The 24,104-nt window shown below is 53.1% G+C and carries 20 protein-coding genes; 13 read left to right on the top strand and 7 right to left on the bottom strand.

What is annotated here, in order from left to right; all coding sequences use genetic code 11:
• Positions 1 to 27: 27 nt before the first annotated feature.
• Positions 28 to 786, bottom strand: a complete 759-nt coding sequence (gene hemQ / locus C162_RS31455) for a hydrogen peroxide-dependent heme synthase (RefSeq protein WP_036701632.1) — start codon at positions 784 to 786, stop codon at positions 28 to 30.
• Between the two features lie 268 nt (positions 787 to 1,054).
• Between hemQ and C162_RS31450 the strand changes: the two genes are divergently transcribed.
• The 3 genes from C162_RS31450 (at position 1,055) to dnaI (ending at position 4,170) form a co-directional block, all read left to right on the top strand.
• Positions 1,055 to 1,351: a YuiB family protein gene (locus C162_RS31450; RefSeq protein ID WP_025707684.1), complete on the top strand. Its 297-nt coding sequence runs from the start codon at positions 1,055 to 1,057 to the stop codon at positions 1,349 to 1,351.
• 290 nt (positions 1,352 to 1,641) lie between these two features.
• Complete coding sequence (locus C162_RS31445) at positions 1,642 to 3,192, top strand: DnaD domain protein (RefSeq protein WP_036701626.1); 1,551 nt, start codon at positions 1,642 to 1,644, stop codon at positions 3,190 to 3,192.
• 18 nt (positions 3,193 to 3,210) lie between these two features.
• Positions 3,211 to 4,170, top strand: coding sequence for a primosomal protein DnaI (gene dnaI / locus C162_RS31440; RefSeq protein ID WP_036701624.1), 960 nt, complete (start codon positions 3,211 to 3,213; stop codon positions 4,168 to 4,170).
• 71 nt (positions 4,171 to 4,241) lie between these two features.
• Here dnaI and C162_RS31435 read toward each other — a convergent pair whose 3' ends face one another.
• The gene (locus C162_RS31435) at positions 4,242 to 5,615 is read right to left on the bottom strand and encodes a glycoside hydrolase family 43 protein (RefSeq protein ID WP_036701621.1); all 1,374 of its coding nucleotides are present in this window, start codon (positions 5,613 to 5,615) and stop codon (positions 4,242 to 4,244) included.
• Positions 5,616 to 5,822: 207 nt separating this feature from the next.
• Positions 5,823 to 5,984 (bottom strand): YqzM family protein, encoded by a 162-nt coding sequence (locus tag C162_RS36280; protein ID WP_156949756.1) that lies wholly within the window; start codon positions 5,982 to 5,984, stop codon positions 5,823 to 5,825.
• A gap of 170 nt (positions 5,985 to 6,154) precedes the next feature.
• On the opposite strand from C162_RS36280, the gene C162_RS31430 reads away from it, so the two are divergent.
• The 3 genes from C162_RS31430 (at position 6,155) to uvrC (ending at position 9,404) form a co-directional block, all read left to right on the top strand.
• Entirely contained in the window at positions 6,155 to 6,640 is a 486-nt protein-coding gene (locus C162_RS31430) for a GNAT family N-acetyltransferase (RefSeq protein ID WP_036701618.1), read from the top strand.
• A 219-nt stretch (positions 6,641 to 6,859) separates the two neighbouring features.
• Positions 6,860 to 7,177 (top strand): thioredoxin, encoded by a 318-nt coding sequence (gene trxA, locus C162_RS31425; protein ID WP_036701616.1) that lies wholly within the window; start codon positions 6,860 to 6,862, stop codon positions 7,175 to 7,177.
• A gap of 178 nt (positions 7,178 to 7,355) precedes the next feature.
• A complete protein-coding gene (uvrC, locus tag C162_RS31420) occupies positions 7,356 to 9,404 on the top strand; it encodes an excinuclease ABC subunit UvrC (RefSeq protein ID WP_036701614.1) in 2,049 nt (682 codons plus the stop codon).
• A 622-nt stretch (positions 9,405 to 10,026) separates the two neighbouring features.
• On the opposite strand, the gene C162_RS31415 is transcribed toward uvrC, so the two are convergent.
• The 4 genes from C162_RS31415 to C162_RS31400 all read right to left on the bottom strand — a co-directional run bounded on the left by C162_RS31415 (position 10,027) and on the right by C162_RS31400 (position 14,488).
• Complete coding sequence (locus tag C162_RS31415; protein ID WP_036701612.1) at positions 10,027 to 11,730, bottom strand: CPBP family intramembrane glutamic endopeptidase; 1,704 nt, start codon at positions 11,728 to 11,730, stop codon at positions 10,027 to 10,029.
• 76 nt (positions 11,731 to 11,806) lie between these two features.
• A complete protein-coding gene (locus C162_RS31410) occupies positions 11,807 to 13,375 on the bottom strand; it encodes a hypothetical protein (RefSeq protein WP_036701609.1) in 1,569 nt (522 codons plus the stop codon).
• Positions 13,372 to 14,103 (bottom strand): ABC transporter ATP-binding protein, encoded by a 732-nt coding sequence (locus C162_RS31405; RefSeq protein WP_084649104.1) that lies wholly within the window; start codon positions 14,101 to 14,103, stop codon positions 13,372 to 13,374. Before C162_RS31405 ends, C162_RS31410 begins: the two co-directional genes overlap by 4 nt.
• 4 nt (positions 14,104 to 14,107) lie before the next feature.
• On the bottom strand, positions 14,108 to 14,488 hold the full coding sequence (locus C162_RS31400; protein ID WP_051494081.1) for a GntR family transcriptional regulator: 381 nt from the start codon (positions 14,486 to 14,488) through the stop codon (positions 14,108 to 14,110).
• 265 nt (positions 14,489 to 14,753) lie between these two features.
• On the opposite strand from C162_RS31400, the gene C162_RS31395 reads away from it, so the two are divergent.
• The 7 genes from C162_RS31395 to C162_RS31365 all read left to right on the top strand — a co-directional run bounded on the left by C162_RS31395 (position 14,754) and on the right by C162_RS31365 (position 24,020).
• Positions 14,754 to 16,115, top strand: coding sequence for a TrkH family potassium uptake protein (locus C162_RS31395; RefSeq protein ID WP_235218586.1), 1,362 nt, complete (start codon positions 14,754 to 14,756; stop codon positions 16,113 to 16,115).
• Between the two features lie 12 nt (positions 16,116 to 16,127).
• The gene (locus C162_RS31390; RefSeq protein WP_036701608.1) at positions 16,128 to 16,796 is read left to right on the top strand and encodes a potassium channel family protein; all 669 of its coding nucleotides are present in this window, start codon (positions 16,128 to 16,130) and stop codon (positions 16,794 to 16,796) included.
• A gap of 246 nt (positions 16,797 to 17,042) precedes the next feature.
• A complete protein-coding gene (locus tag C162_RS31385; protein WP_036701606.1) occupies positions 17,043 to 19,310 on the top strand; it encodes an AraC family transcriptional regulator in 2,268 nt (755 codons plus the stop codon).
• A gap of 131 nt (positions 19,311 to 19,441) precedes the next feature.
• On the top strand, positions 19,442 to 19,849 hold the full coding sequence (locus C162_RS31380; RefSeq protein WP_036701603.1) for a hypothetical protein: 408 nt from the start codon (positions 19,442 to 19,444) through the stop codon (positions 19,847 to 19,849).
• 582 nt (positions 19,850 to 20,431) lie between these two features.
• A complete protein-coding gene (locus C162_RS31375) occupies positions 20,432 to 21,391 on the top strand; it encodes an ABC transporter permease (RefSeq protein WP_036701600.1) in 960 nt (319 codons plus the stop codon).
• Positions 21,392 to 21,405: 14 nt separating this feature from the next.
• Complete coding sequence (locus C162_RS31370; protein WP_051494079.1) at positions 21,406 to 22,305, top strand: carbohydrate ABC transporter permease; 900 nt, start codon at positions 21,406 to 21,408, stop codon at positions 22,303 to 22,305.
• A 65-nt stretch (positions 22,306 to 22,370) separates the two neighbouring features.
• On the top strand, positions 22,371 to 24,020 hold the full coding sequence (locus C162_RS31365) for an ABC transporter substrate-binding protein (RefSeq protein ID WP_036701598.1): 1,650 nt from the start codon (positions 22,371 to 22,373) through the stop codon (positions 24,018 to 24,020).
• Positions 24,021 to 24,104: the final 84 nt, after the last annotated feature.

Here is a 24,104-nt window from a genome sequence, read left to right as displayed (position 1 = left end):
GGGGGCGGTCTATTTGCGTTGATGCTGTTACAGCTTCAGCATCTCCTCGAACGATTCCTCAGTCAGCAGGGTGCCGACATAGAAGGGGCCGAACTCGCCGTAACGGGCGCTGACTTCATCGAAGCGCATCTCGTAGACGAGCTTCTTGAACTGCAGGGCATCCTCGGCGAACAGCGTTACGCCCCACTCCCAGTCATCGAAGCCGACGGAGCCGGTGATAATCTGCTTCACCTTGCCGGCATAGCTGCGGCCGATCAGGCCGTGCGAATACATCAGCTCCCGGCGTTTGTCCATATCCAGCATGTACCAGTTGTCGGCAAGCTCGCGCTTCTTGTTCATCGGGTAGAAGCAGATATGCTTCATTTGCGGCAGTACAGGCTTCAGCCGGGCAGCCACATGCGGGTTCTGCATCGGGTCGCTGCCGTCTCCGGCGCTTCCTCCTGCTGCGTAGTTACTGAGTTCAACGATGCTTACGTAGGAGTAGGCCTTCGTTGTATATTGGGCAAAGGCAATTTTGTTAAAAGCGGTCTCCAGCGCATTCAGCGCCTCCAGACTCTCTCTTAGAAACATCATCACGAAATCAGCCTTCTGGCCCACGATGGAATAGACGGCAGTGCTGCCTTCCTTCGCTTCCTCGACAGGTCCCCACTCCTGCATGAAGGCATGCAGTTCCTCCAGGGCAACTGCCCGTTCCTCATCATCTGCTGCCGTCCAGGCTGTCCAGTTCAGCGAGCGGAAGTCATGCAGCGCATACCAGCCTTCCAGTGTCAAAGCGGCTTCGTTCAAGTTGTTCACTCCTTATCAATTATCGGTGGAATATCCTCGCGTAAAATCTTCTTTGTCCGCATACCTTAATTATGTATGAACATAGGTCGGGTGCTATTTGCATTGTAGCGCAGCGGGCGGCAGAGAGCAAACGCCGGGGCCCCCATTCACGCTTATTCCGGTATTTAGCGCGATAATGTTCATTGCTTCGCTACATTTTTTCTAGTAAACTTACTATTATATAAGTTTGGGTGTGCGGTTCTTTATAGAGAGAGGGGATGGCGGTACGATGGGATTTATTCCGGTGTTTGTTCTGGCCGTTTTATTCTTTGTGATGATGTTCGGCATTGGCTTCATTCTTAACATGCTGATGAAGACTACCTGGTTCCCTGCCTATCTGTTCGTCATTGTCATTCTTCCGGTGGTGGTCTATTCCATCTGGGACCGGAGCGCGATGTCACTATGGGAGCACCTCTCTACCTTCCACATCGTGGATTATCTTACCGGGATCGCTGGTCTTGCCGGAGCGGTGCTGAGCGGCTGGACCATTCAGAAGCTGCGGCTGGGCGGATACAAGATGTTCTAAACGCTGCCTGAAGGGCGGTACAACAAGAAACGGCTAATCTCCTGCCGGGGAGAAGCCGTTTTTTTTCTGAAATATTAGAATTTATATGTTCCACGCTATAAATTATCCTTCTATTTCTCGCTGAAACGGTACCGTCCTTAAAAGGACGGTAAAGTCGTTTCCACTTGGCTTTTTCCGCCAAAAAGAACAAGGATTCATCTTTATTTTACATTTCCGGCCGGGTGTTTTGTGATAGAATAGAAATCTATATGAATTCGTATATCGTATAGAAGAGGGGGAGGTATCCGCAGATGCGTATGAGCAACCTGCATCATTTCACTGAACATCATCGGTACTGCGTTTCCCGCGAATTTGGTCTAAGCCAGCTGGACGGCCGTATGCTGGGCTCAGTCTATCAGCCAATGGTAGGCGCGTTCGCCATCAGCCTGTACAGATTGCTGTTCGAGCATATTCCGGCTGAATCTATCGGTTATTCCGGGGTGGAGCAGCAGCGCAGGCTCTTTATGACCCTGGGCGTTGAACCTAACGAGAAGGGCCGTAAATATATGGTAGATCAGGCTTCCCGGCTGGAAGCAGTGGGACTGCTGCAGACCTGCCGGCTGTATGCCGCGGAGAACGATGATTATATGTACGAGTACGAATTAATGCCGCCGCTGTCGCCGGCTGATTTTTTTGCAACCCAGCATCTGACACTGCTGCTCCGGGATAAGATCGGCAAGTTCGCTGTGCTGTCGCTGCGTGAGCAGTTCTGGCACCGGGAACCCGAGGAATGGAGCGGGCGGTCGATGGGAAAAGAGAATATTTCACTGCCCTTTTATGATATTTTTGAGCTGAATACCCATGTAATCGACTATGAGCTGGAGCAGGCCCTGGCCGAGGTAGCTTCCGTGCGTCAACCCGGCACCACCCAAGACGCTGATTCGAATATAGCCTACAGCGATATTATCCTGCGCTTCCCGCGTGAATCGGTGAACCGTGCGCATGTCGAGAAGCTGCGTTTTGACCATAATCAGATGGGTGTCATTAATTATGTGGCCCGCAAATACGAGCTTGGCCCGCAGGATGTATGCCGCCTGCTGGATGAGGATGATGTCTTCACGCCGGACGGAGAGGTGATTCTGGATACGCTGCAATACAAGGCGAGCCAGCATTTCCGTCAGGATAGGAAGCGCCAGGAGAAAAGAGAGATCGCCGCCGCCAAGGTGGTGTCGCTGCGCTCCGCCGCTGAGGAAGAGAGTGATCCTTCTGTAGTGCCGGTGGAGCAGGCTGTCGAAATGGAGTTCTATGTAGAAGTGCCTCCGCAATTTCTGTCCAAATGTGACATTCACCAATATAATATGATGCTGCGTAACGAGCCTTATACACGGCTATTGCAGACGTTCTTCCCGGGGGCGGTTCCGGGCCAGCTGATGGATATCTTCGAGAAGATTGATCTGAACTATAAGCTCAGCGGCGAAGTGATCAATGTGCTGATCCATTATCTGATGACGATGGTGGCTTCCGGCGGCGATCAGCGGATGAACCGCAACTTCGTGGAGGCGATTGCCTCCAATATGCTGGTGAAGCAGGTGAATACTTACGAGAAGGCTGTGCGCTATATCCGCGACCAGTCGAAGGTGAAGGGCAAGGGGGCGGCTTCCGCCTCCTCAAGCACAGGCACCGCGGGAACCCGTCAGCGTTCTTATGCGAAGAGCGGCGGGCGGTCCGGCAAGCAGGAGATTCCGATTGTGCTTGATGACGGCAGCGCCGGAACCGTATCGGAAGAGGAATTCGCGGCGATGATGAAGAAAGCGGCCGAGATCAAGGCCAGTAAGAAAAAAGGCGTTCTGAGAACGCCCTGAAGAAAGTGAGGTGCAGCGATGGAGTCTATGGGCGAAGTGCTGCGTTCGATGAACAACCCTGCTCTGCGCCAGCGCTCCCGTGACCTGGAGCAGACCCTGCTGAATCATCCCCTGGTCAAGGAGCTTCAGGCTGAGCACCCCGAGCTGGACGAGTCCCGGCTGCGGCTGCACTTGAGCCGTCTGTACCAATATGTCGAGGAGGACCGGCATTGTAAGAACTGTCCCGGCTTGGCGAATTGTCCGAATGATTTCCAGGGGCATTACAGCAAGCTGTCGGTGGAGACGGTGAACGGTGTAACGGATCTATATGAACGCAAGACACCGTGTAAGCTGAAGATTGCGCAGGATAATCAGGATAATGTCCGCAAGCGGATTCGCAGCTTCTATGTGGATGAGCGGGTGCTGAACGGCGGATATGATGAGATGGATATTATGGGCAAGGACCCCCGGCGGGCCTCAGCTGTGAACAAGATATTTGACTATATAGGAGCTGTGCGGGCAGAGGGCCTGACTTCGCGGGGCATTTATCTGCAGGGCAGCTTCGGCACCGGCAAAACCTTCCTGATGTGCTATCTGCTCCATGAGCTGGCTATCTCGGGCTACAGCGGCGTGATTGTCTATATGCCGGATTTCATCGAGGAACTGAAGCTGATCATGATGGACAACCAGAAGCTGAAGGAAATGGTCGATACGATGAAGAACTGTGATCTGCTTATCTTCGATGACATCGGAGCCGAGAATCTCAATCCCTGGGCGCGTGACCATGTCCTCGGAGCGATCCTGAACTACCGGATGAACCGCAAGCCGACCTTCTACACCTCGAATTATCCGCTGGACGGGCTGGAGAAGCATCTCAGCATCACTAGCAAGGACGGCGAAGAAGCCTACAAGGGCCAGAGGCTGATGGACCGGATCGCCCCGTTCGTGGATGTTATTCCGCTGCATGGGGAGAACCAGCGCGGCAAGGCCAGAGGCTGAGTTTTTATTGTTTTATAAAAAGGGGACTCCGCCAGGATCTGGCCGGGGTCCCCTTTTTGCTATGCTTAGATTTAGCTGGCGATAAATTTCCACCAATTGATATTGAACAGATATCCGCTGCCGCCCGTGAATTTCAGGTAAAGGTCATGAGTCCCGTTTGCTCCGCTGACCGTGCAGGTCTTGGTTACCCAGCTCTGCCAGCCCCCCGTATTCTGTACCGCACAGGTGCCGATCAGTGTTCCAGTTGGACTGTCCAGCCGCAGCTCAATATTACCGCCGCTGCCTGCTGACGCTACCCGGGCCTCGAAGCCGGAAGCTCCGGCGCCGAAGTTCACATTCTTGATTTTGAGATAATCGCCGTGATCGATGAAGCCGACATTCATTCCCCCGTCTGTATCCGAGGTGGGCTCGGTCTCTACCCCGGCTGCCCATGCGCTGGTCTCGGCTTGTGTTCTGACATAGGGGTTAAGGGTGGCGAGGGGCTGTGGCCCGGCGGTTGTCATGTTGATGACCGGGAAGCTTCCGTCCGCGTTGTAGGTGAATTGCTCTACCCCCACTGACCGGGTGAAGCCGCCTCCTCCAGGCAGTGCGCCATTGTGATAAAAGAAATAAGAGCGTCCTTTGAAGTCGATGATGCCCGGGTGATTCGTGAAGCTGCCGCCCTGCGTGGGCATGATAATTCCCCGGTACTTCCACGGGCCGGTAGGCGAAGAGCTGGTGGAGTAGGCGATATTCTCAGGAATGCCGCTTGCGCCGTAGACCATGTAGTATAAGCTGCCGCGTTTGTAGAACCAGGGACCTTCTTCGTAGAGGGTCGGTCTGTCAGCATTGCCGTTTCGTACACCGAAGCTGTCTGTGGTCATAGGCACCTGGATAATACCCGTACTCTGGTTGTAGGAGATCATATCCGGGTTCAGCTTCACATATTTCAGTGTCGGGTTCCCCCAGTAGAGATAAGCCTGGCCGTCACTGTCCACATATACCGTCGGATCAATGTCGCCCCAGCTGCTGGAGACGAGCGGTTTGCCGATGGCGTCCACGAACGGCCCGGTCGGGCTGTTTGAGACGGCGACGCCGATGGCGGGCCGTCCGAGCGAAGTGCTTTTGGCCGTGACATAAAAGTAGAATTTGCCGTTGCGCTCAATGACCTGGCTGGCCCAAGCTTCTCCGCTCGACCAGCTGAACGCCTTATAGGATAGCGGTGACCCGTGATCTGTCCAGTTCGCCATGTCCTTGGAAGAGTAGACCCTCCAATCATTCATCGTATAGTAGGTCGAGTTGTCTTCGTCATGTCCGGTGTACAGGTAGACCGTATCATTGTATACAAGCGGGGCCGGGTCTGCCGTGTAGATGGTCTGTACAACAGGGTTGTCGGCGAACGATACCGGGGAATATAGCGCCGATGCCAACAAGCCTGCGACAGCAAGGCTGACAAGCTTTTTCATTCTTTTATCCTCCTCAAAATAGGGTATAAGAGCGCTTTCGCTTACAGAGTAACACGGCTCCTGTGAAACAAAAATGTGTTTTATTTTTAATAAATTGTAAATTTATGTTATTATTAATGATCCGTGATAGAACGTAACCTGAACGCAAAAAAATCCGGCATCCTGCCCTGACGCGGGCGAAGAATACCGGACACTGCACCTAAGCAGCTATTCGGACAGATACTTGATAATCACCATTCCGAAGAAGACCACGGTCATGAAGCCGGTCATTCCGAAGAAACCGGTCAGCAGATCACCGAGATCGTTGCGGGGCTCCTCATTGACATGCTCCCGCGGGTCACGGACCTGTGCGTTGACATTGACGTCCATTCGCTTCTTCCTCCTTGCTGTTGCATGACTGCATGAAGTGGGTTACAGTTATACATGTGAGAGAAGTCATTGACAATTAATGCGATTTCTTCAAGTATACGAAGATGCAGAGAAGATGTAAAGATAAGATCGGCGTTCATTCCTATATCTGCTGCCAGAAGGGTGATTTTATGATACATATAAGACCTATGGAACCGCAGGAATATGATTTTCTTATGGATATGCATTATGAGTCCATACATATCGAACAAGGGAAGCCTCCCAGAAGTGAGCTGCTGAATTCTCCGGGGATGGTGAAATATAACGAGAATTGGGGCAGACAAGGCGATACGGCTCTTATTGCCCTTATTGATAATATTCCCGCAGGTGCCGCCTGGTACAGGCTATTTGACGAGACGAACCAGGGCTACGGATTTGTGGATGCGCAGACGCCAGAATTAGGTGTGGCTGTACGGTCTGACTATAGGCAGCGGGGGGTAGGAATCAGACTCATGCAGGCCATCACTCAACAAGCTGTATCCGAGGGGTACACCGCCCTTTCTCTCAGCGTTGATCCGGAGAATCAGGCGGCCGTCCGGCTATATGACAGACTCGGATTTCAGTTTCACGGAATTTCTGGAACCTCCTGGACGATGAAGCTGGATATTACAAATTAATTTTATACAATATAATTTCTTAAAATATATAACAAATGCATTGTATTTATGTTATACTGAGAATGTGTCGGTAAATGATAATTTGGTTATCATATTACATGAAGCATTTTATCCCGCTATGATTTCGGAGTAAATTCTGCGGACTTGGCTCAGGCTATAGAAGCGGAAGTTATTTCGTACAGCTTAAGCTCACAAAACTTTTTGAGGAGGAACAATATCATGGCTATCGTGAACGTGTCTGACCAATCCTTCGTGAATGAAGTGGAAGGTCAAGGTACTGTAGTAGTAGATTTCTGGGCACCTTGGTGCGGCCCTTGCAAAATGCTTGCCCCAATTCTCGAGGAATTGTCCACCGAGCTGGGTGACGATGTGAAGATCGCTAAATTGAACGTGGATGAGAATCCGGAGACAGCTTCCCGTTTTGGAGTAATGAGTATTCCTACTCTGATCTTCTTCAAAGACGGCCAGCCTGTAGACAAAGTCGTAGGACTGAACTCCAAGGATTCCCTTAAGAATATCGTAGCTAAGCACCAATAATGTATGATCATATGCTGTAACCGGGGCCTCGCGGCCCCTTCAGACAAAGCGCCTTCGGTACTCCGAGGGCGCTTTGTCTGTCAATAGAAACGGGTGTTCTATATTAAGGCTTGAATATGTAGTACATTCTATTCTAAACTTACCTTATAACCGTGTAGTAACAGGTGGGGGAGAACTTATGGATTATATGGATAATATCCGCAACAAGCTTGCGCTGCTGCCTGATCTGCCCGGCTGCTATCTGATGAAGAATCAAGAGGGCACGATCATCTATGTCGGCAAGGCCAAAGTGCTGAAGAACCGTGTACGCTCTTATTTTACCGGCAGTCACAACGGGAAGACGCAGCGGCTGGTCGCCAATATTGTTGATTTCGAATATATCGTGACATCGAGCAATATGGAAGCACTCATTCTGGAGTGCAATCTGATCAAGAAGCATATGCCGCGCTACAACGTGCTGCTTAAGGATGACAAGACCTTTCCTTATCTGAAAATCACTAATGAAGCCCATCCGCGCCTGGAGGTTACCCGCCGGGTGCTGAAAGATAAAGCTAAATATTTCGGCCCGTATCCGAACAGCTACGCCGCCCAGCAGACCAAGAAGCTGCTCGACCGGATGTATCCGCTGCGCAAATGCGGGGTGATGCCGAAGGAGGTCTGCCTGTACTATCACATGGGCCAGTGCCTTGCGCCGTGTGAGAAGGAAGTGCCGAAGTCGGCTTATGAGGAGATTATTCAGAATATCTCTTCCTTCCTCGGGGGCGGACATGATGCGGTGAAGAAGGATCTGCAGAAGAAGATGCAGGAGGCGGCCGAGGAGCTGTATTTCGAGCGGGCCAAGGAGCTGCGCGACCAGATTCAACACATCGATGCCGTCATGGAGAAGCAGAAGATCAATACGGCTGACACCAAGGACCGTGACGTCTTCGGTTATGCGGTGGACAAGGGCTGGATGTGTGTGCAGATTCTGTATATGCGGCAGGGGAAAATGATTCAGCGCCACTCGTCGGCTTTTCCGTTCTACGGGGAGGCGTACAGTGACTTCATGTCTTATGTGACGCAGTATTACAGCGACAACCCCGCGCTGCCGCAGGAAATCCTGCTGCCGGATATGGCAAGCGCCGGAATGCTTCCGCCGGAAGCAGGCGGCGCTCCCGGCCAGGGAAGCAGTGTGCAGGCGGCCGGCGTTATGCCGAGCGGCCAGGCGCTGATGGCGGCCTTAGGCGCAGAAGATGAATCGGAGGCTATTGCGCAGACCGGTGAGACGGGAATTGCAGGTGAGGGTCTTGCGGGTGCTCCGGCAGCGGCTGATGAAGCTGTGCAGGAGCAGGCGGAGCAGGAGGCGGCAGCCGAAGGGACCGTGGATGCGGCCGGGGGCGCAGCCGCCCTGCAGGAATGGCTGGGCATCAAAGTGCTGGTGCCGCAGCGCGGGCTGAAGAAGCAGATGATCGGCATGGCCTGCCAGAACAGCCGGGTCGCGCTGAATGAGAAGTTCCGCCTGATCGAGCGGGACGAAGAGCGTACCTCCGGGGCGGCCAGCAGTCTGGGGCAGAGCCTGGGGCTGGACTCGCTGAACCGGATCGAAGCGTTCGATAATTCGAATATCCAGGGAGCCAATCCGGTCTCGGCCATGGTGGTCTTCATCGACGGCAAGCCTGCCCGCAAGGAGTATCGTAAGTATAAGGTCCGCACCGTACAGGGGCCGGATGATTATGAGACGATGCGCGAGGTGATCCGGCGGCGTTATGAACGGGTGCTGAAGGAGAATCTGCCGCAGCCGGATCTGATCGTAGTCGATGGAGGAAAGGGCCAGATCTCTTCGGCGATCGATATTCTGCAGAATGAGCTGGGATTATTCATTCCCGTCTGCGGTCTGGTCAAGGATGACAAGCACAGAACCGCCCAGTTGCTGGTCGGCGACTCCGCCGAGCCGGTCTCGCTCGCGCGGGACAGCCAGGAGTTCTACCTGCTGCAGCGTATCCAGGATGAGGTTCACCGGTTCGCCATTACGTTCCACCGGGAGCAGCGCGGCAAATCGATGGTCACCTCGAAGCTGGATTCGATTCCTGGCATCGGGGATAAGCGCAGGAAGCTGCTGCTGAAGCATTTCGGGTCGCTTAAGAAGATTAAGGAAGCCTCCATCGAGGATTTCAAGGTGCTGTCCATCGGTGAGAAGCTGGCCGGTCAGATTCTGGAGGCGCTCAATGATGAGGAGCCGTCAATCTAAAAAAAGTTCGAACGGTAACGCAGCTGAAGCCGGTCCCATGTGGGCCGGCTTCTTTGGACTGGGTTAGGAATGGATGATATCGCCAGAAATCCGGCTAAATCCCCCGGAAGGCAGGCCAAGGGTGGATCAAATGTATGCGAAAAAGCGAACACAATTAGAGTTGCAGGGGCGTGCGGGCCAAATGTAATCGAAAAACCGATTATATTGCGCCGGTTAGTGGCGTGCGGGCCGAGTGTAATCGAAAAACCGACTACATTGCGCCGGGTGGTGCTGTGCGTGCTAAATGTAATCGAAAAATCGATTACATTTAGCGTGGCAGAGACGCGCGCCGAATTTACATAGCAAACTGAACACTATGAGCTACTGCGTAATTAACTTAATCTTTACTTTCTGCATAGGATCGTTGATATTTGTATAATTCTGACCGTTTCCGGTAAAGGATACGCTTCACTGGTTGTCCGTGCTTATCTGAAAGAGGGAGATGTAGTCTTTGAAGTGGAGGATAACAGACTCCGTTCTCCCGTCCGCCCGTATCGTTCTCTGATGGAAGAGGCATAACTGCTATAGCAATAAAGCAGCGGCTGCGCTATCCCGGAGGAGGAAGCGCAGCCGCTGCTGGTTCTTATGGAGCAGGATTCGATTCTACCAGCTTCGGCTCCCGCGGAGGGTTGAAGCGGTACACCAGATAACCTACGATGAACGGCAGAATGATCGTGACGGTACCGGCTCCGATATTCACTGTATCCTTCATGAAGATCAGCGTCGCCCCCATCAGGATGCTGTCAAATACCACATGGCTGAACATCACCGCGATGAACCCGTACCGGATGAAAATATAGCTGAACAGCAGACCGATCACCGTCAGCTCAATCGGCCGCGAGATGACCGGATAGATCGGGTAGAGCGTATGTCCGAGCGCCCAGATCAGGGTCGTAATCAGTGAAGCGATGAGCGTATTCTTGACCAGCTTCTTCAGCATGCGGATGCCGAACAGACGGTAGACCGCCTCTTCCGAGAGGCCGGCAAGCCAGGCTACAATCGGCAGCAGCCAGGCATATTTCATATTGTAAGGCGACTGGCTGGCGTCTGTGGTGGACCAGTTATCCAGCGTATAGGACAGAATAATGAACATGACGGTCTGTACGCCAAGCAGAATGAAGGCCCAGATATAACCTGCCTGGATACTCTTCAGTACATATTGGCCGTAGCCGGGCTCGGAGGCCCGGGGCCAAGGATTCAGCTTCTCCTCGGAACGCCACAAGCCGTCCCCTCCAACCAGGGAGAAGTAGAGCAGGAGCGACATCAGCAGACTATATAGAACGTAGATGATGAACATGACTAAGGCTGTAACTCTTGCCTCAGCACTGCCGCTGCCGGTTTCGGACACCACATTGTAGCTGCTGACCATCATGATCAGGAAATGGACGGAGCTCAGGAAGATTCCGCGCTTCCAGGAAGTATGCTTCCTGCGCAGAATGCCGTAGATCAGCGCCAGAAGGCCCAGCAGCAGGGTCGGCAGGCCATAGCCGTACAAGGTTAGCTTCTTGGCCAGCGAGGTCTGACCATCCACGTAGGCATCATGCCAGGCAGGGGCCGAGAATCCGGCACGGAAGTACGAGACCTCGCCGTTCAGATAATTGAATTGGTACCTAAGCGGTAATTCACCTATGGTGACGGAGCTGTCGGAATAGACAAGTCCGTAGCCATCAAGGTTAGCCTCAATCTTCAGCTTGGCGGGATTGGCCCCCCAGAGCTTCAGCCAGGGGCGGGCGAGGCTTTCTTTTGCCTCCAGGCTCAAGTCCGGTATGCTGCTTGCAGGATTGGCAGTACCGGTACGTTTGGTTGCTGCCGCGGGCCGCTCGCCGTAATTCAGTCCGGCCGCTGCATCGGCATCGGCACCAACGGCAAAAGCTACGGGCTCGCCAGTATACATATTGAGGTCAACTGCCAGTCGGGCTGCCGCCTCTCCGGACGTATAGAGCACCGCATGGTACACATCGAATGGATAACGCTGGTCGAGCTTGTTCTTGGAATAGTCCGGGAGCAGCTTCTCCCGGGACATATAGCCATAGAAAGAAGAGTCTGTCTTGTACAGGATCACCCATTCATCTCCGGCTGCGGTTTCGTAGCCGAGCTGCCCGGCGGCAAACGTGGCGGCTTTCTCCCGGATTTCACTTTTGCTGAGAATAGTTGTATCCCCATCTGAACTGGAGATGAGCTGGGGAGCGATCTGGAACATGACAAATAGAATGAGTCCGAGAATTCCGGCAAGGATAAGCTTGGTAGTAAGGGGCCGCTGATGCAGGGGCTGGCCGACGGGATTCATGGAACGCCTCCTTAGTCTGAATTTATCTTGCTTTCTTGAAAAGCCGTACTATCCTCTTACGTGAAGATGGCCGGGCTTATGCCTGTTTCTTAGCCGCCTGCTCTTTATTTGTTCCCAGTGCCAGGTGGAAATACTTGGCGCCTGCTACGGTGCAGCACATGGCAAGCGGGAGGCCGACCAGGGCGGCGAGGCCAGGAATGGACCATAACGGATAAGGAGCACTGGTGAACTCCTCTGGATACAGATATTTGCTGATCTGAGGCAGGATGAGCATGACAGCCATTGTCATGACAAAGATCAACGGGAGCAGTGCCTTGGATCTCATCAGGTAATAGATGCTTTGCAGCACACCCAGCCCCAGTGTCAATGCCAGTGTGTAGACAACAAGGGAATACCACAGCCAGGATATATATAGGCTGATGTGATATGGAGCGGGACTCCCAATAACCTGTGTTGCTGCAATGCCGGCAAGCATGGAACAGAACAGCACGAGAAGGATGCGCATGACTGTAACCCATACAGCGGCAACTCCGGAGAGCAGCAGACGCAGCCGGCTGTGCGGAAATAACAGCCACCAGGCCAGCTGCTTATGGCTGGAACTGCTGCGGATCATCATCCACAAGAACCCGAACAGCACGGGAAAGGTAAAGGGAATTCCGATGCATGTCAGGAAACCCTCGAGGTCGCCGGTTAAAAAATAGGCGGCAACGGCCATAAGCACTGGAAGAGTGAGCTTCAGTCCGATGACAAGCCTGTGCCTTTCCATTGAGCGCAGAAGGCTTGCATCCAGTCTGTATAAGCTCAAGAAGGGGGATCGGCTGCTTGTAGAACGTGCAGAACGGGCCAGTCCCCGATGCTTTGTATAGCTGGAACGCAGGAGTGAGCCTTCAGCTAGCCTGCTCTCCGGTTGCGGGAGCATACTGAAGCTCTTGCCGGCAATTACGGGCAGCAGGAAATAGTAAGCGCTCAAGTCGAGTATAAGCAATATCACGCTATATATTAGCATATATTGCGTCGATAGATACTCAGACTCGTAGAAGGCGGCAGTAGTGGCGTTATCATTCAACACAATGATGGTGGTTAAAGGTGCCAGCCAGAGCAGTGGATAAAGAACTCCAAGCAGCAGGAGCAGAGCATGGTTGCGAATAGCCATCAGCACACTGACCAGCAGACCGCTCATGATGGCTAAGGGCAACAGGGTGAGAATAAGCAAGCTGTAAGCAATCAATGTATAGATGAACCCGAAGGCAGACAGCGGCTCATACCGGCCGGACAGAACAGAGAGTCCATAGAGCACAGCGGCAGCAGTGAAGATGGGAACGGCTATTCTCAGGCTGAGCTTCAGCAGGCTGAGCGCCTTGGCCTTGAGCAGGGTAAGCCGCGGGGCCGGAAAAGTCAGGAACCAATCCTTATGCCGCTGCCCGTAAAAGATTATCATATGTATAGAGGATACTCCCATCGCGATAATCCATAGCAGCATCGCAGCTGTAAGGAACGGAGACTGTGGAGTTATGCAGGAGAGCGGGAAGAATAGACCGGCAGGCAGCAATACAGCCAGCAGAGCCAGGCCAGCCAGCAGCTCATGTACCTTCTTCAGACGATAGCGGCTATATTCCAGCTTCACAAGAGTCTTAAGCGCCGTCATGCGAACACTTCCCGGTAGCGTGACTCCACAGAATAACCGGAGTGCCGCAGTTGATCCACATCATCAATTCCCTGAATCCGACCGCCGCCGATCAGAATCAGCCGGTCAAAGAGCAGCTCCATTTCCCGGATATCATGTGTGGCAATCAGGAAGGTCCGGCAGCCGCCTGCCATCTCCCCTACCACAGCAGAGGCAATCACTTCTCTGGAGATCAGATCCACACCGGTGAACGGCTCATCCAGAATAATTAGCGCTGCCTGACGAGAGAGGCAGGTTAAGAGCTGCAGACGGGCTTCCTCGCCGCGGGACATGGTGGAGATTAGCGAGTCCGGTGTGACGGATAGGCTAAGCAGCAGCTCTGCGGCCTTGCCGCTGTCCCAGTCCGGGTAGATGCCTGCGGCGAAGCCCAGCCATTCCTGCACGGTCAGCCAGCCGGGCAGACTGCTGCGGTCAGGAAGCATGGAGAGCTCTCCGAGCCGCTCAACACCAGCGGGTCTTCCGTTAATGCTGACCGTGCCGGACCCTGCGGGGATCAGACCGGATATAATCCGCAGCAGGGAGGACTTGCCTGCACCGTTCGGTCCAAGCAGGCCGGTGATGCTGCCCTGGGGAATGTGGAAGCTGATGCCGTCCAGGATCACCCGGTTTTTAATCTCGAACCGTAAATCCTTGCACTCAACTGCAGCGGGAAGGGCGGGCGTTTCTATTACCGATCTATTCATAGTCATTATTTCAATCCTCCTTATCGAATTGCAGCATTTGCTCGGCAGTAAGACCAAGCGCAGCGGCAGTGTCCTTGAACTGCTGTACAGCCTGGCGGATGATTGCTTTACGTGCATCCTTAATGACACTTTCTTCCCGGGTGACAAAGGTTCCCTGACCACGGTAGGTTACAATCAGCCCCATCCGCTCCAGCTCCTGGTACGTCCGGGCGGCAGTAGTGGGATTGACACCTCTGCCGGCTGCCAGGTCCCTGACAGAGGGTAGACGTGATCCCGGTGGAATGATGCCGCTAACAATCCGCTCCCGGATAGCGCCAACAAACTGTTCATAGATCGGAAGTGACGGATTAATCAGGAAGTGCTCCGGTAATAGCTCAAAGGTAGAATCCACCTATGTCCTCCCTTCTACATCTCTCTTTATGGTGTGTATGGATACTGACCATACACTTTATGAACCCAGTGTACCACCAACCACCATACAATTTCAAGCCAAATTTTAGAAAAGCAGGACTTAACGTGCATCTCAAGCAGTGTTTGCTTTGTATATAGAAAATGAGTCTTTGTGAAGTTAGGCAATAACGTATATAATTTTGTATGCTTATCTGATAATGACCGATTCGTAACTTCTAATAAGGAACCCTGAAAGGATGAGAAGTTTGGCACCACCGTCTTCCAAGATCACCGGCTTCCGATTCCTGAAGCTGGCTCCTCCGCAAATCCTGGTGCTGAGCTTCGCTGCGGTCATCCTCATCGGCACGTTGCTGCTTATGCTTCCGGTATCCAGCGTACCCGGTCAGCCGCTCAGCTTCATGGATGCGCTGTTCACGGCCACCTCCGCCGCCTGTGTGACCGGTCTGGCTGTAGTGGATACCGGGACCCATCTTACCGGCTTCGGACAAGCGGTTATTCTGGTGCTGATCCAGATCGGCGGGCTCGGGTTCATGACCATGGCCACGCTGTTTGCCCTGGTGTTCAGGCGCAGAATCTCACTGCGTGACCGGCTGATTCTTCAGGAAGCCATGAATCAGAGCTCGATGGAAGGGATTGTGCGGCTGATCCGCAAGGTGCTGCTCTATTCCCTGGTCATTGAAGCTGCGGGAGCACTTCTCCTGTCTATCCGCTGGGCGGTAGATATGCCGTTAGGCCGCGCAGTCTACTACGGGGTATTCCACGCGGTGTCGATGTTTAATAACGCCGGATTCGATCTGTTCGGCGGGCATGATCACAGCTTAATCAGCTATGTCGGAGACCCTGTCATTAACCTGGTCGTTATGTTCCTGATCATCTCCGGGGGAATCGGCTTCATCGTAATCTCCGATCTGGCCGACTTCCGCCGCACCCGGCGGCTGTCGCTGCACAGCAAGGTGGTGCTGTCGATGACAGCCGGACTGGTTGTGACCGGAATGGTGGTCATCTTCATCTTCGAGTTCACCAATTCCCGGACCCTGGGACCGCTGAATCTCGGGAGCAAGCTGTGGGCCTCCCTGTTCCAATCCGTGGCACCGCGTACGGCAGGAGCCAATACGCTGGATATCACGGGCCTGCGTCAGGCCACGCAGTTCTTCATCGTGATCCTGATGTTCATCGGGGCATCCCCGGGCTCTACCGGCGGCGGCATCAAGACCACTACCTTCACGCTGATGCTTGGAGCTGTTATCTCCATGCTGCGCGGCCGCGAAGACATCGTGCTCTTCCGTTACCGGCTGGCTCAGGAGCGCGTGTTCAAGGCACTGACCATTACGCTGTTAGCACTGCTGCTGATCGTTACGGTCTCCATGATGCTCTCGACTACAGAGGGGCTGCCGTATCTGATGATTCTGTTCGAGACGATCTCGGCGTTTGCCAATGTCGGACTAAGTCTGGGCTTGACCCCGGAGCTGACGCAGGTCGGCAAGATCCTGATCTGCCTGACCATGTTCGCCGGACGGCTGGGGCTGCTGACGCTGGCGTATGCGCTCGGCCCGAGACAGGGTAAACCATTATATAAATATCCGGAAGGCAAAATGATAATTGGATAGGGGAATCAAGTCATGAAACCACAGCAGTTTGTTGTAATCGGCCTGGGCCGCTTCGGTTCAAGTCTGGCGCTGGAGCTGATGTCCATGGGCTACGAGGTCCTCGGGATCGACCCCCAGGAGGAGAGGGTAGAGGCTATGACCGGGCAACTGACCCATGCAGTCATGGCGGATGCTACGGATGAAGGGATTATGCGCTCACTCGGAGTGCGTAATTTCGACTGCGGCATTGTGGCGATCGGGGATAATATGGAGCGGAGTATTCTAGCAGCGATTCTGCTCAAAGAGTTGGGCGTCAAGCAGGTGGTCGGCAAAGCCATCTCCATTCTTCACGGCCGCGCGCTGTCGAAGCTGGGGGTGGACCGGGTGATTTTCCCGGAGCGGGATATGGGTATCCGCGTGGCTCATCAGCTGGTGACGCCGAATCTGCTTGATTATATCGAGATATCCAAGGATTACAAGGTTGTTGAGCTGACGGTACCTGCCTGCATGAACGGTAAAAGCCTCTCCGAGCTGAACACCCGCGCCAAATACGGCTGCAGCATCATTGCCCTGAACCGCGAGGATGGCATCATTGTTGCCCCGACCGCGCATGATCATGTGCATCAGGGGGACATCATGGTGGTGATCGGCTCCAACGACAGTATCGAGGAGTTCGAGGATGAAGCGGTGAATGTGGAGTAAGCACTTCCTGTCAGCCAGCCTATCCTGATAAAAGAAAGCTATAAACGCCCGGATGGTTATGCATCCAGGCGTTTTTGCTGTTTCGGCGTAAGCCTGCAGCCGTGCATTAGTACGCCTGTACACCAGCCTGTAACATGCCGCGCGTGGGTTGGAAATTTTTCTTATACACATATGTAAAATGTATCCTGAAATGATAAAATAAAAATATTGTAAGCGGTAACATAGAAATCCTTAGGGGGATATGTGATGAAAAGAACACCGATGATCCTGCAGCTGGCGTTGATTCTATTCTGCATTATGGCTATTCCTACAGCAGTCCTGACCTGGTACAGCGGGTCACAGATTATACAGAACTCTGAAGCAGCTATCGGGGAATCCACGCTGGCCGGGCTTAATGCTAACCGCAGGCTGAACGAGAACGCGCTGGCCAATCTGGCCCAGGATACGTCACGTCTGGCGGCAACAAATATTTTTGACCGCATCCGCAGCTTCGAAACCTACGATGAAATTAACGCCAACTATAACAATGTAAGTCTGGCGCTGTCCGTGACCAAGGAACTGCTTAACCTTAACCGCCGGGTGGACGGTGTGTACTCTTCATTCTTTGTCCTGGAGGATTCGGATTATGTCTTCTCTACAGACAGCAGCATCACGACGCTTGCCCGCTATGAGCCTATCGGATGGATCACAGAAGCGCTTAAGGGACGCAGGGGGATCAGCGGGGTATGGGTGCCCCGTAAGCTTGCGTCGGGCGAGAACGTGGTATCTTATGTGTACCCGCTCAACCGCTTGTCCACCACCACCCGGGGAGTAATCGTCGTCAATATGAAGGAGAGCCAGATCGGCAAATATCTGCATGCTACCGAGGTGGGGGACAGCAACTACCTGCTGCTGGACGCTGCGGGTACGGTGATCTCTTTCAACGACCGGTCCATGCTGCTCTCCGACAGCCATAAACTGCCATTCTTACAGGAGATTCTGAATCAGGAAGCCAGTGAAGGCTACACCTTCCGCAAGCTGGAGGGCAAACGGACGGTGTATGCCTGGAGCCGATCCTCCTTGTCCGGGTGGTGGAATGTAAGCTGGAGCTCCATGGATGAGCTGATGACCAAATCCAGAGAGATGCAGGGGAATATTATTCTGCTGACGGGGGCGATCATTGTACTGGGGACGCTGCTGGCCATCTTCCTGGCCACCTGGCTGTCCAGGCCCCTGAGGCAACTGGTGCAGACGATACGCTCGAAGATTGATGTGGGCGTAGTGAACAAGAATGAGCTGGCCTTCCTGGATTTGGCTTTCAAACGGATGCAGGAGGAGGAAGAGAGTCTGTTCCAGCTGCTTCAGGAGCGTGAACAGGATACCCGCAGTCTGGCCGTACACCGTCTGCTGCGCGGTGAGATTCCGCCGCGGATCACGGAGGTTTTTCCGCATGCCTGTTACAGAGTGGCAGTGGTCTCCATCGACCAATATAGAAGATACGTGGGACATACCAATGGCGAGACGCGCAGCTATCACTGGTATTTGCTGAGTGCCAAGTATGAGAGTGTTTTCCCTGAGGGGCTGGTAGCCCGCTGTGTCTACCATAATGAGGGCTGTACAGTGATTGTACTGAACTTTGCCCCGGAGGAAGGGGAGGCGCATAGTACTCTGATTCATCAGGCTCTGGAGGAGATCCGCGACCAGTCTCTTGAACTGCTGGAGCATTCGGTCACGATTGGGGTAAGTGAGATGACGGATGCTCCCGAGCGGGTGGCGCTGCGGCTGTTCGAAGCGCTGGAGGTGATCAAGCGCAGGATGATCAAGGGGGCCGGAAGCATCATGTACTGGCATGACGAGGAGGATAACAGCCGCAAGTATGTTGACTCTGAGAGCAGTGAGCGGCGAATCCTGAATTTCCTGGATGCCGGCGACCTGGCGGGAATCTTCAAGGAGCTGCAGAGCATCCGCAGCCAGATCTCCGCAGAGGACAATATCTCCTACGATAATATTATGTTCATCTATCATCAGCTGATGGGCGCGACGATCAAGCATCTGCGCGAGAATCACCTCGGGACCGGACGGATGATTATGGGCCGGGGCAACGTATATTCGATTCTCGCCGCCATGGATACGCTGGATGAGCTGGAGGAGTACCTGTATGATTTTTACTGTGAGATTGTACAGAGCTTGGACCGCAGCGCCCATGAGACCAATTATGCGCAGCGGATCATGGAGTACCTGAAGCAGCACTACCGGGAAGAGATCGTCTTCGAGAACATGGCCAAGCAGATAGGCATCAGCTACTCCTATATGCGCAAGCTTGTATATGAACAGACCGGCAGCAGCATGATTGACTTCGTCAACCAGCTAAGGATCGAGCAGGCCAAGGAGCTGTTGCTGGATTCCGGGCTAACGATCAAGCAGATTGCCGCTGAGGTCGGTTACGCCAATGCGCAGAGCTTCAACCGCTTTTTCCGCAAGTATGAAGGCATGCCGCCAAGCGGCTACAAGTCAGCGAAGAGCAAGAGCTCTTAGAAGCTCATAGATGGCCATCAAAGCCCATAGAAAATCATAGAACCCATAGAAACCCATCGCCGGCGGAACGGCATCTCGTATCAAGGACCGTGTTGTTTCGGCAGGTCTGTGGAAAGTGGGCAGGTGACAGAATGAAAGGGATAAATCCCTCCGATGGAGCCGAAAGTGGGCTGGATAGGAAAATGAAAGGGATAAATCCCTCTGATGGAGCGGAAAGTAGGCTGGATGCTGGAATGAAAGGGATAAATCCCTCTGATGGAGCCGAAAGTAGGCTGGATGCTGGAATGAAAGGGATAAATCCCTCCGATGGAGCCGAAAATGGGCTGGATGTGGAAATGAAAGGGATAAATCCCTCTGATGGAGCCGAAAGTAGGCTGGATGCTGGAATGAAAGGGATAAATCCCTCTAATGGAGCCGAAAGTGGGCTGGAGGTGGAAATGAAAGGGATAAATTCCTCTGATGGAGCTGGAAGTTGGCTAAACGAGCGAATGAGGAGCACAAGTGCCCCTGAATTCCAGGAAAGTTGGCTAAACGAGTAAATGAGGAGCACAAGTGCCCCTGATTTTCAGGAAAGTTGGCTAAACGAGCGAATGAGGAGCACAAGTGCCCCTGAATTCCAGGAAAGTTGGCTAAACGAGTAAATGAGGAGCACAAGTGCCCCTGATTTTCAGGAAAGTTGGCTAAACGAGCGAATGAGGAGCAGAAGTGCTCCTGAAATAGTTGAAGGATACCGTGTTGAGCCACAGTAGCTCTCCAATCATTCCCTGATAGCTCTAGTTGCTCCCTAATTGCCCCCTCATCGTTTCCCAATAGCCCCTCCCCGCTCTCCGGTCCCTCCCCAATCCCCCCTGGGCCCTTCCCTCATCACGCAATTTTTATCAGGCATATACCTGACCTCCTAAATGAAAGCGCTTTATTATTTTTGGGAATGCCTATCATTTTTGATTATTCTCCTGCGGCTGAGGCCTTCGGCGCCGGGCAACAATCATTTGTGAATCAATTGTGATAGGTGATCATCAATACTCATGATATTCAAGCCTGGGCAAAGACGGTAGCATAGGAACCAGGCCGGAGAATAGGAGCCGGCAGCCGGCAAGAAGAATTCAAGGCAGGAGGTGAATATGTTGAAAGCTGCAAGCGCTTCACAAACGAATCACAGTCCTTTATTAAGAAGAAAACAGGGGTTCGGCTATTATTTACAGCGGGATTGGCAGCTCTATCTGCTGGTGATGCTTCCGCTGGCTTTTGTCATCGTATTCAAATATTTGCCAATGACCGGACTTGTAATCGCCTTCAAGGACTATAAGATTGCCAGAGGCTTCTGGGGCAGTGAATGGGCCGGACTACAGGTCTTCCAGGACCTGTTCGCCAAGCCTGATTTCATCCGGGCCGTCCGCAACACCTTGCTGCTGAACGTGCTTGACCTGTGCTTCAGCTTCACGATGCCGATTGTGCTGGCTCTGCTGCTGAACGAGATCAAGAGCGTACGGTTCAAAAGAATCAATCAGACGGTGCTCTATTTGCCCCACTTCCTGTCCTGGGTCATTATCGGAGCCATCGCCTATCAGCTCCTCAGTGAGGGGGGCGGTGTGGTCAATAACCTCATCGAACTGATGGGAGGCACCCGGATTCCATTCCTGCAGCAGGATACGAATTGGCTCATTAGCTATCTCGTGATCGGGGTCTGGCAGAGCATGGGCTGGGGCACAATTATCTACCTGGCGGCGATGAGCGGGATCAACCCCGAGATGTATGAAGCTGCTACGGTAGACGGGGCGGGCCGCTGGAGAAAGGTATGGAATATCACTCTTCCATCGATCCGGGCAACGATTGTGACGCTCTTGATTATGGCGCTGGGCAAAGTAATGGACGGCTCCTTCGAGCGGATCTATGCGCTGCAAAATAAAGCGACCACGGAGTTCACCACTACCATACCGGTCCTGGTGTACCGCTGGGGGATTGAGAGCGGCAATTTCAGCCGGGCGACCGCCATCGGACTATTCCAGTCCGTCATCGGAATTATTCTGGTCATTTCCGCGGACCGCGTAGCCAAGAAGCTTGGCGAGGATGGGATTTTGTAGAAAGGAGAGGAACCATGAAAGCAATAGCCGGAGGCACTGCCGCACCCCATAAAGCACGTATCGATATCTGGGAAACGCTGATCCGTCTCGTCATTATTATCATCTCACTATTCTGCCTGCTGCCGTTCATTCATGTTGTATCGAAATCGCTGAGCTCTGACTCCTTCGTCATTGCCAATAAAGTCTTTATGTGGCCGCAGGGCTTCACCATTGAAGCATATAAAAAAATCTTCGCGGATGCCAGTATCCTCCGTTCCCTGTACATCTCGGTCATCGTGACTGTGCTGTTCACCATTCTGGGCATGATCCTGACCATCTGCGCCGCCTATCCGCTGTCCCGAACCCAGTTCAAGGGCCGTAGGGTGATCACCTTCATCTTCCTGTTCACCATGTACTTCAGCGGGGGCATCATTCCTGACTATATGAACATCAATAATCTGGGGCTGATGGATACCATCTGGTCACTGGTGCTGCCGCTCTCCTTCAGTGCCTTCAATCTGCTGATTATGAAAACCTCGCTGACCAGCGGGATTCCCGTCAGTCTGGAGGAATCTGCGCGGATCGACGGTGCCGGGCATTTCCGGATTCTGTTCAGCATTGTGCTGCCTTTATCCAAGCCGATTATGGCAACACTTGCCCTTTTCTACGCGGTGGGCCGCTGGAATGCTTATCAGGATGCCTTGTTCTATATCAAGCATGAGACCTCCCTCCGGCCGCTTCAGCTCAAGCTGTATTATCTGGTCATTCAGGCAAGTGAAAGCTTCCAGCTGGAGGCCAGCCAGGTGCAGCTAAGCAATCCGGAAGTCCTGAAGGCGTCAGTCGTTGTATTCGCTACCTTGCCTATCCTCTGTGTGTATCCGTTCGTCCAGAAATACTTCGTTCAAGGTGTTATGCTCGGAGCCGTTAAGGAGTAATCCTGCGTCCCTTGTATATAGTCATTCTTTGGAATTACGAAAATTCAAAAAATGGGGGAATTGCGATGAATAAAAGAAGCGTGTATTCGTTAATGATGGCATCCGTCATGACGGCAGGCCTGCTGGCCGGGTGCTCCGGGGGAAATAACACCAAGGATACGGCAGAATCCAGCAATAAGCCGGCCGGGACAGCCGCGGCTACGAACCAGGCCGAAGGAGCCTATCCTGATTATTCCAAGGGCTTCGAGAAAAAAGTCTCGCTCGACATTCCGGTCTATGAGCGTGCCTATGAAGGCTGGAACGTGTCCGATAACTACTATACCCGCTGGGTGCAGGCGGAGTTCGGCGACAAATATAATATAGAAGTTAATTATGTGCCGATCACCCGCTCCAAAGAAGTAACGGATTTCGAGCAGCTCCTGGCTTCGCACAAGGCTCCGGATATTATTTTCCACTATGATATGCCGCAAGCGCTTACTTATTATGGCGAGGATGTGATGCAGCCGCTCGACTATGCAGAGATCCAGAATTATGCGCCGACCTATTGGAAGAGCATGGGTGAAACAATTGAACAGTACGGTACCGTGGATGATCAGAAGACCTTCTTCTTCGCTGCGCGCCCTGAAGCCGACAACTTCGTCAACATTATCCGCAAGGACTGGGTGGAAAAGGTAGGCATGAAGGTTGAGGATCTGACCTCGCTCGAGAAGTACAACGAGATGCTGGCCAAATGGAAGGAAGCCGGACTCGGCGTAAGCGGCGGCAATCTGCTGCAGAACTTCTTCAACTTCAACTATCCGTTCCGCAAATGGCCGGTGGATGCGAAGTATCGTGCGCTGTATTCCGATCTCAGCGTGGCTGATCTGACTACGGAAGAGACTGAGGCTTACCTGCGTAACCTCAATTACCAGTATAACAATGGCCTGATTGATAAGGAATTCTATCTGCGCAACGATGAACCGAAGATTAAGGCTGAATTCGTGGCAGGCAAAACCGGTAACTTCGGCTTCTATCTGGCGAACAACACGGATGTTTTTGCGGCTACGCTGCAGAATAACCCGGATGCCAAATTTGCGGTCGTGCCTCCGCTTGCGGGAGTACCGGAGGGCAACAAGCCTCAGGGACGCGCTTACTGGCCGTTCGGCTTCATTATGGGAATTAACTATGAATCCACGCCGGAAGAACGCGCAGCCGTGTGGATGTATCTGGAATGGCTCAGCCAGCCGGAGAACCTGTTCAAGTTCCAGAACGGAATCGAAGGGGAGAACTATACGCTTGACGCAGACGGCATAGCGCTGAAGAACCCGGATTATAAGGGCGAAGCGGTGCTGGCACAGAACAATAACAAGGATTACTGGGGGCTGGTGACGGAAATTGCCCAGTACCCGGATGAAGCCAAAACCCGCAAGGCCAACCTGCGCAACTGGGCACCGGCCGGTTATGAGCCGCTGGCTGATGATCTGGTGAAGTATTATGACGAGGTTGCCGAATTCCGTACACCGGATGCCCTGTTCAATGTGGTGCTGGAGAAGGTGAACGAATACAAGGCCGATCTGAACACGCTGTTCCAGGAGCTGTACGTGAAGGTGGTGCTCGCTCCGGAGGCTGAGTTCGATGCTACGTATGAAGCCGCCAAGAAGACGTATCTGGAGGCAGGCTACCAGGAGATTCTCGATGAGAAGCAGGCAGCAATTGATGCAGGCAAATTCCGTTAATCCGGTGTAAGTCTGGTTTAGTATAGCAAAAGAATTACCCGGCAGTATCCTCACCCGGCAGGCTGATCCGTAGCATTACGGAAG

Source organism: Paenibacillus sp. FSL R7-269 (assembly GCF_000517865.1).
Lineage (GTDB): Bacteria > Bacillota > Bacilli > Paenibacillales > Paenibacillaceae > Paenibacillus_AQ.
The sequence above is the reverse complement of the archived record's forward strand: the minus strand, read 5'-3'. Positions and strand labels throughout refer to the sequence as shown.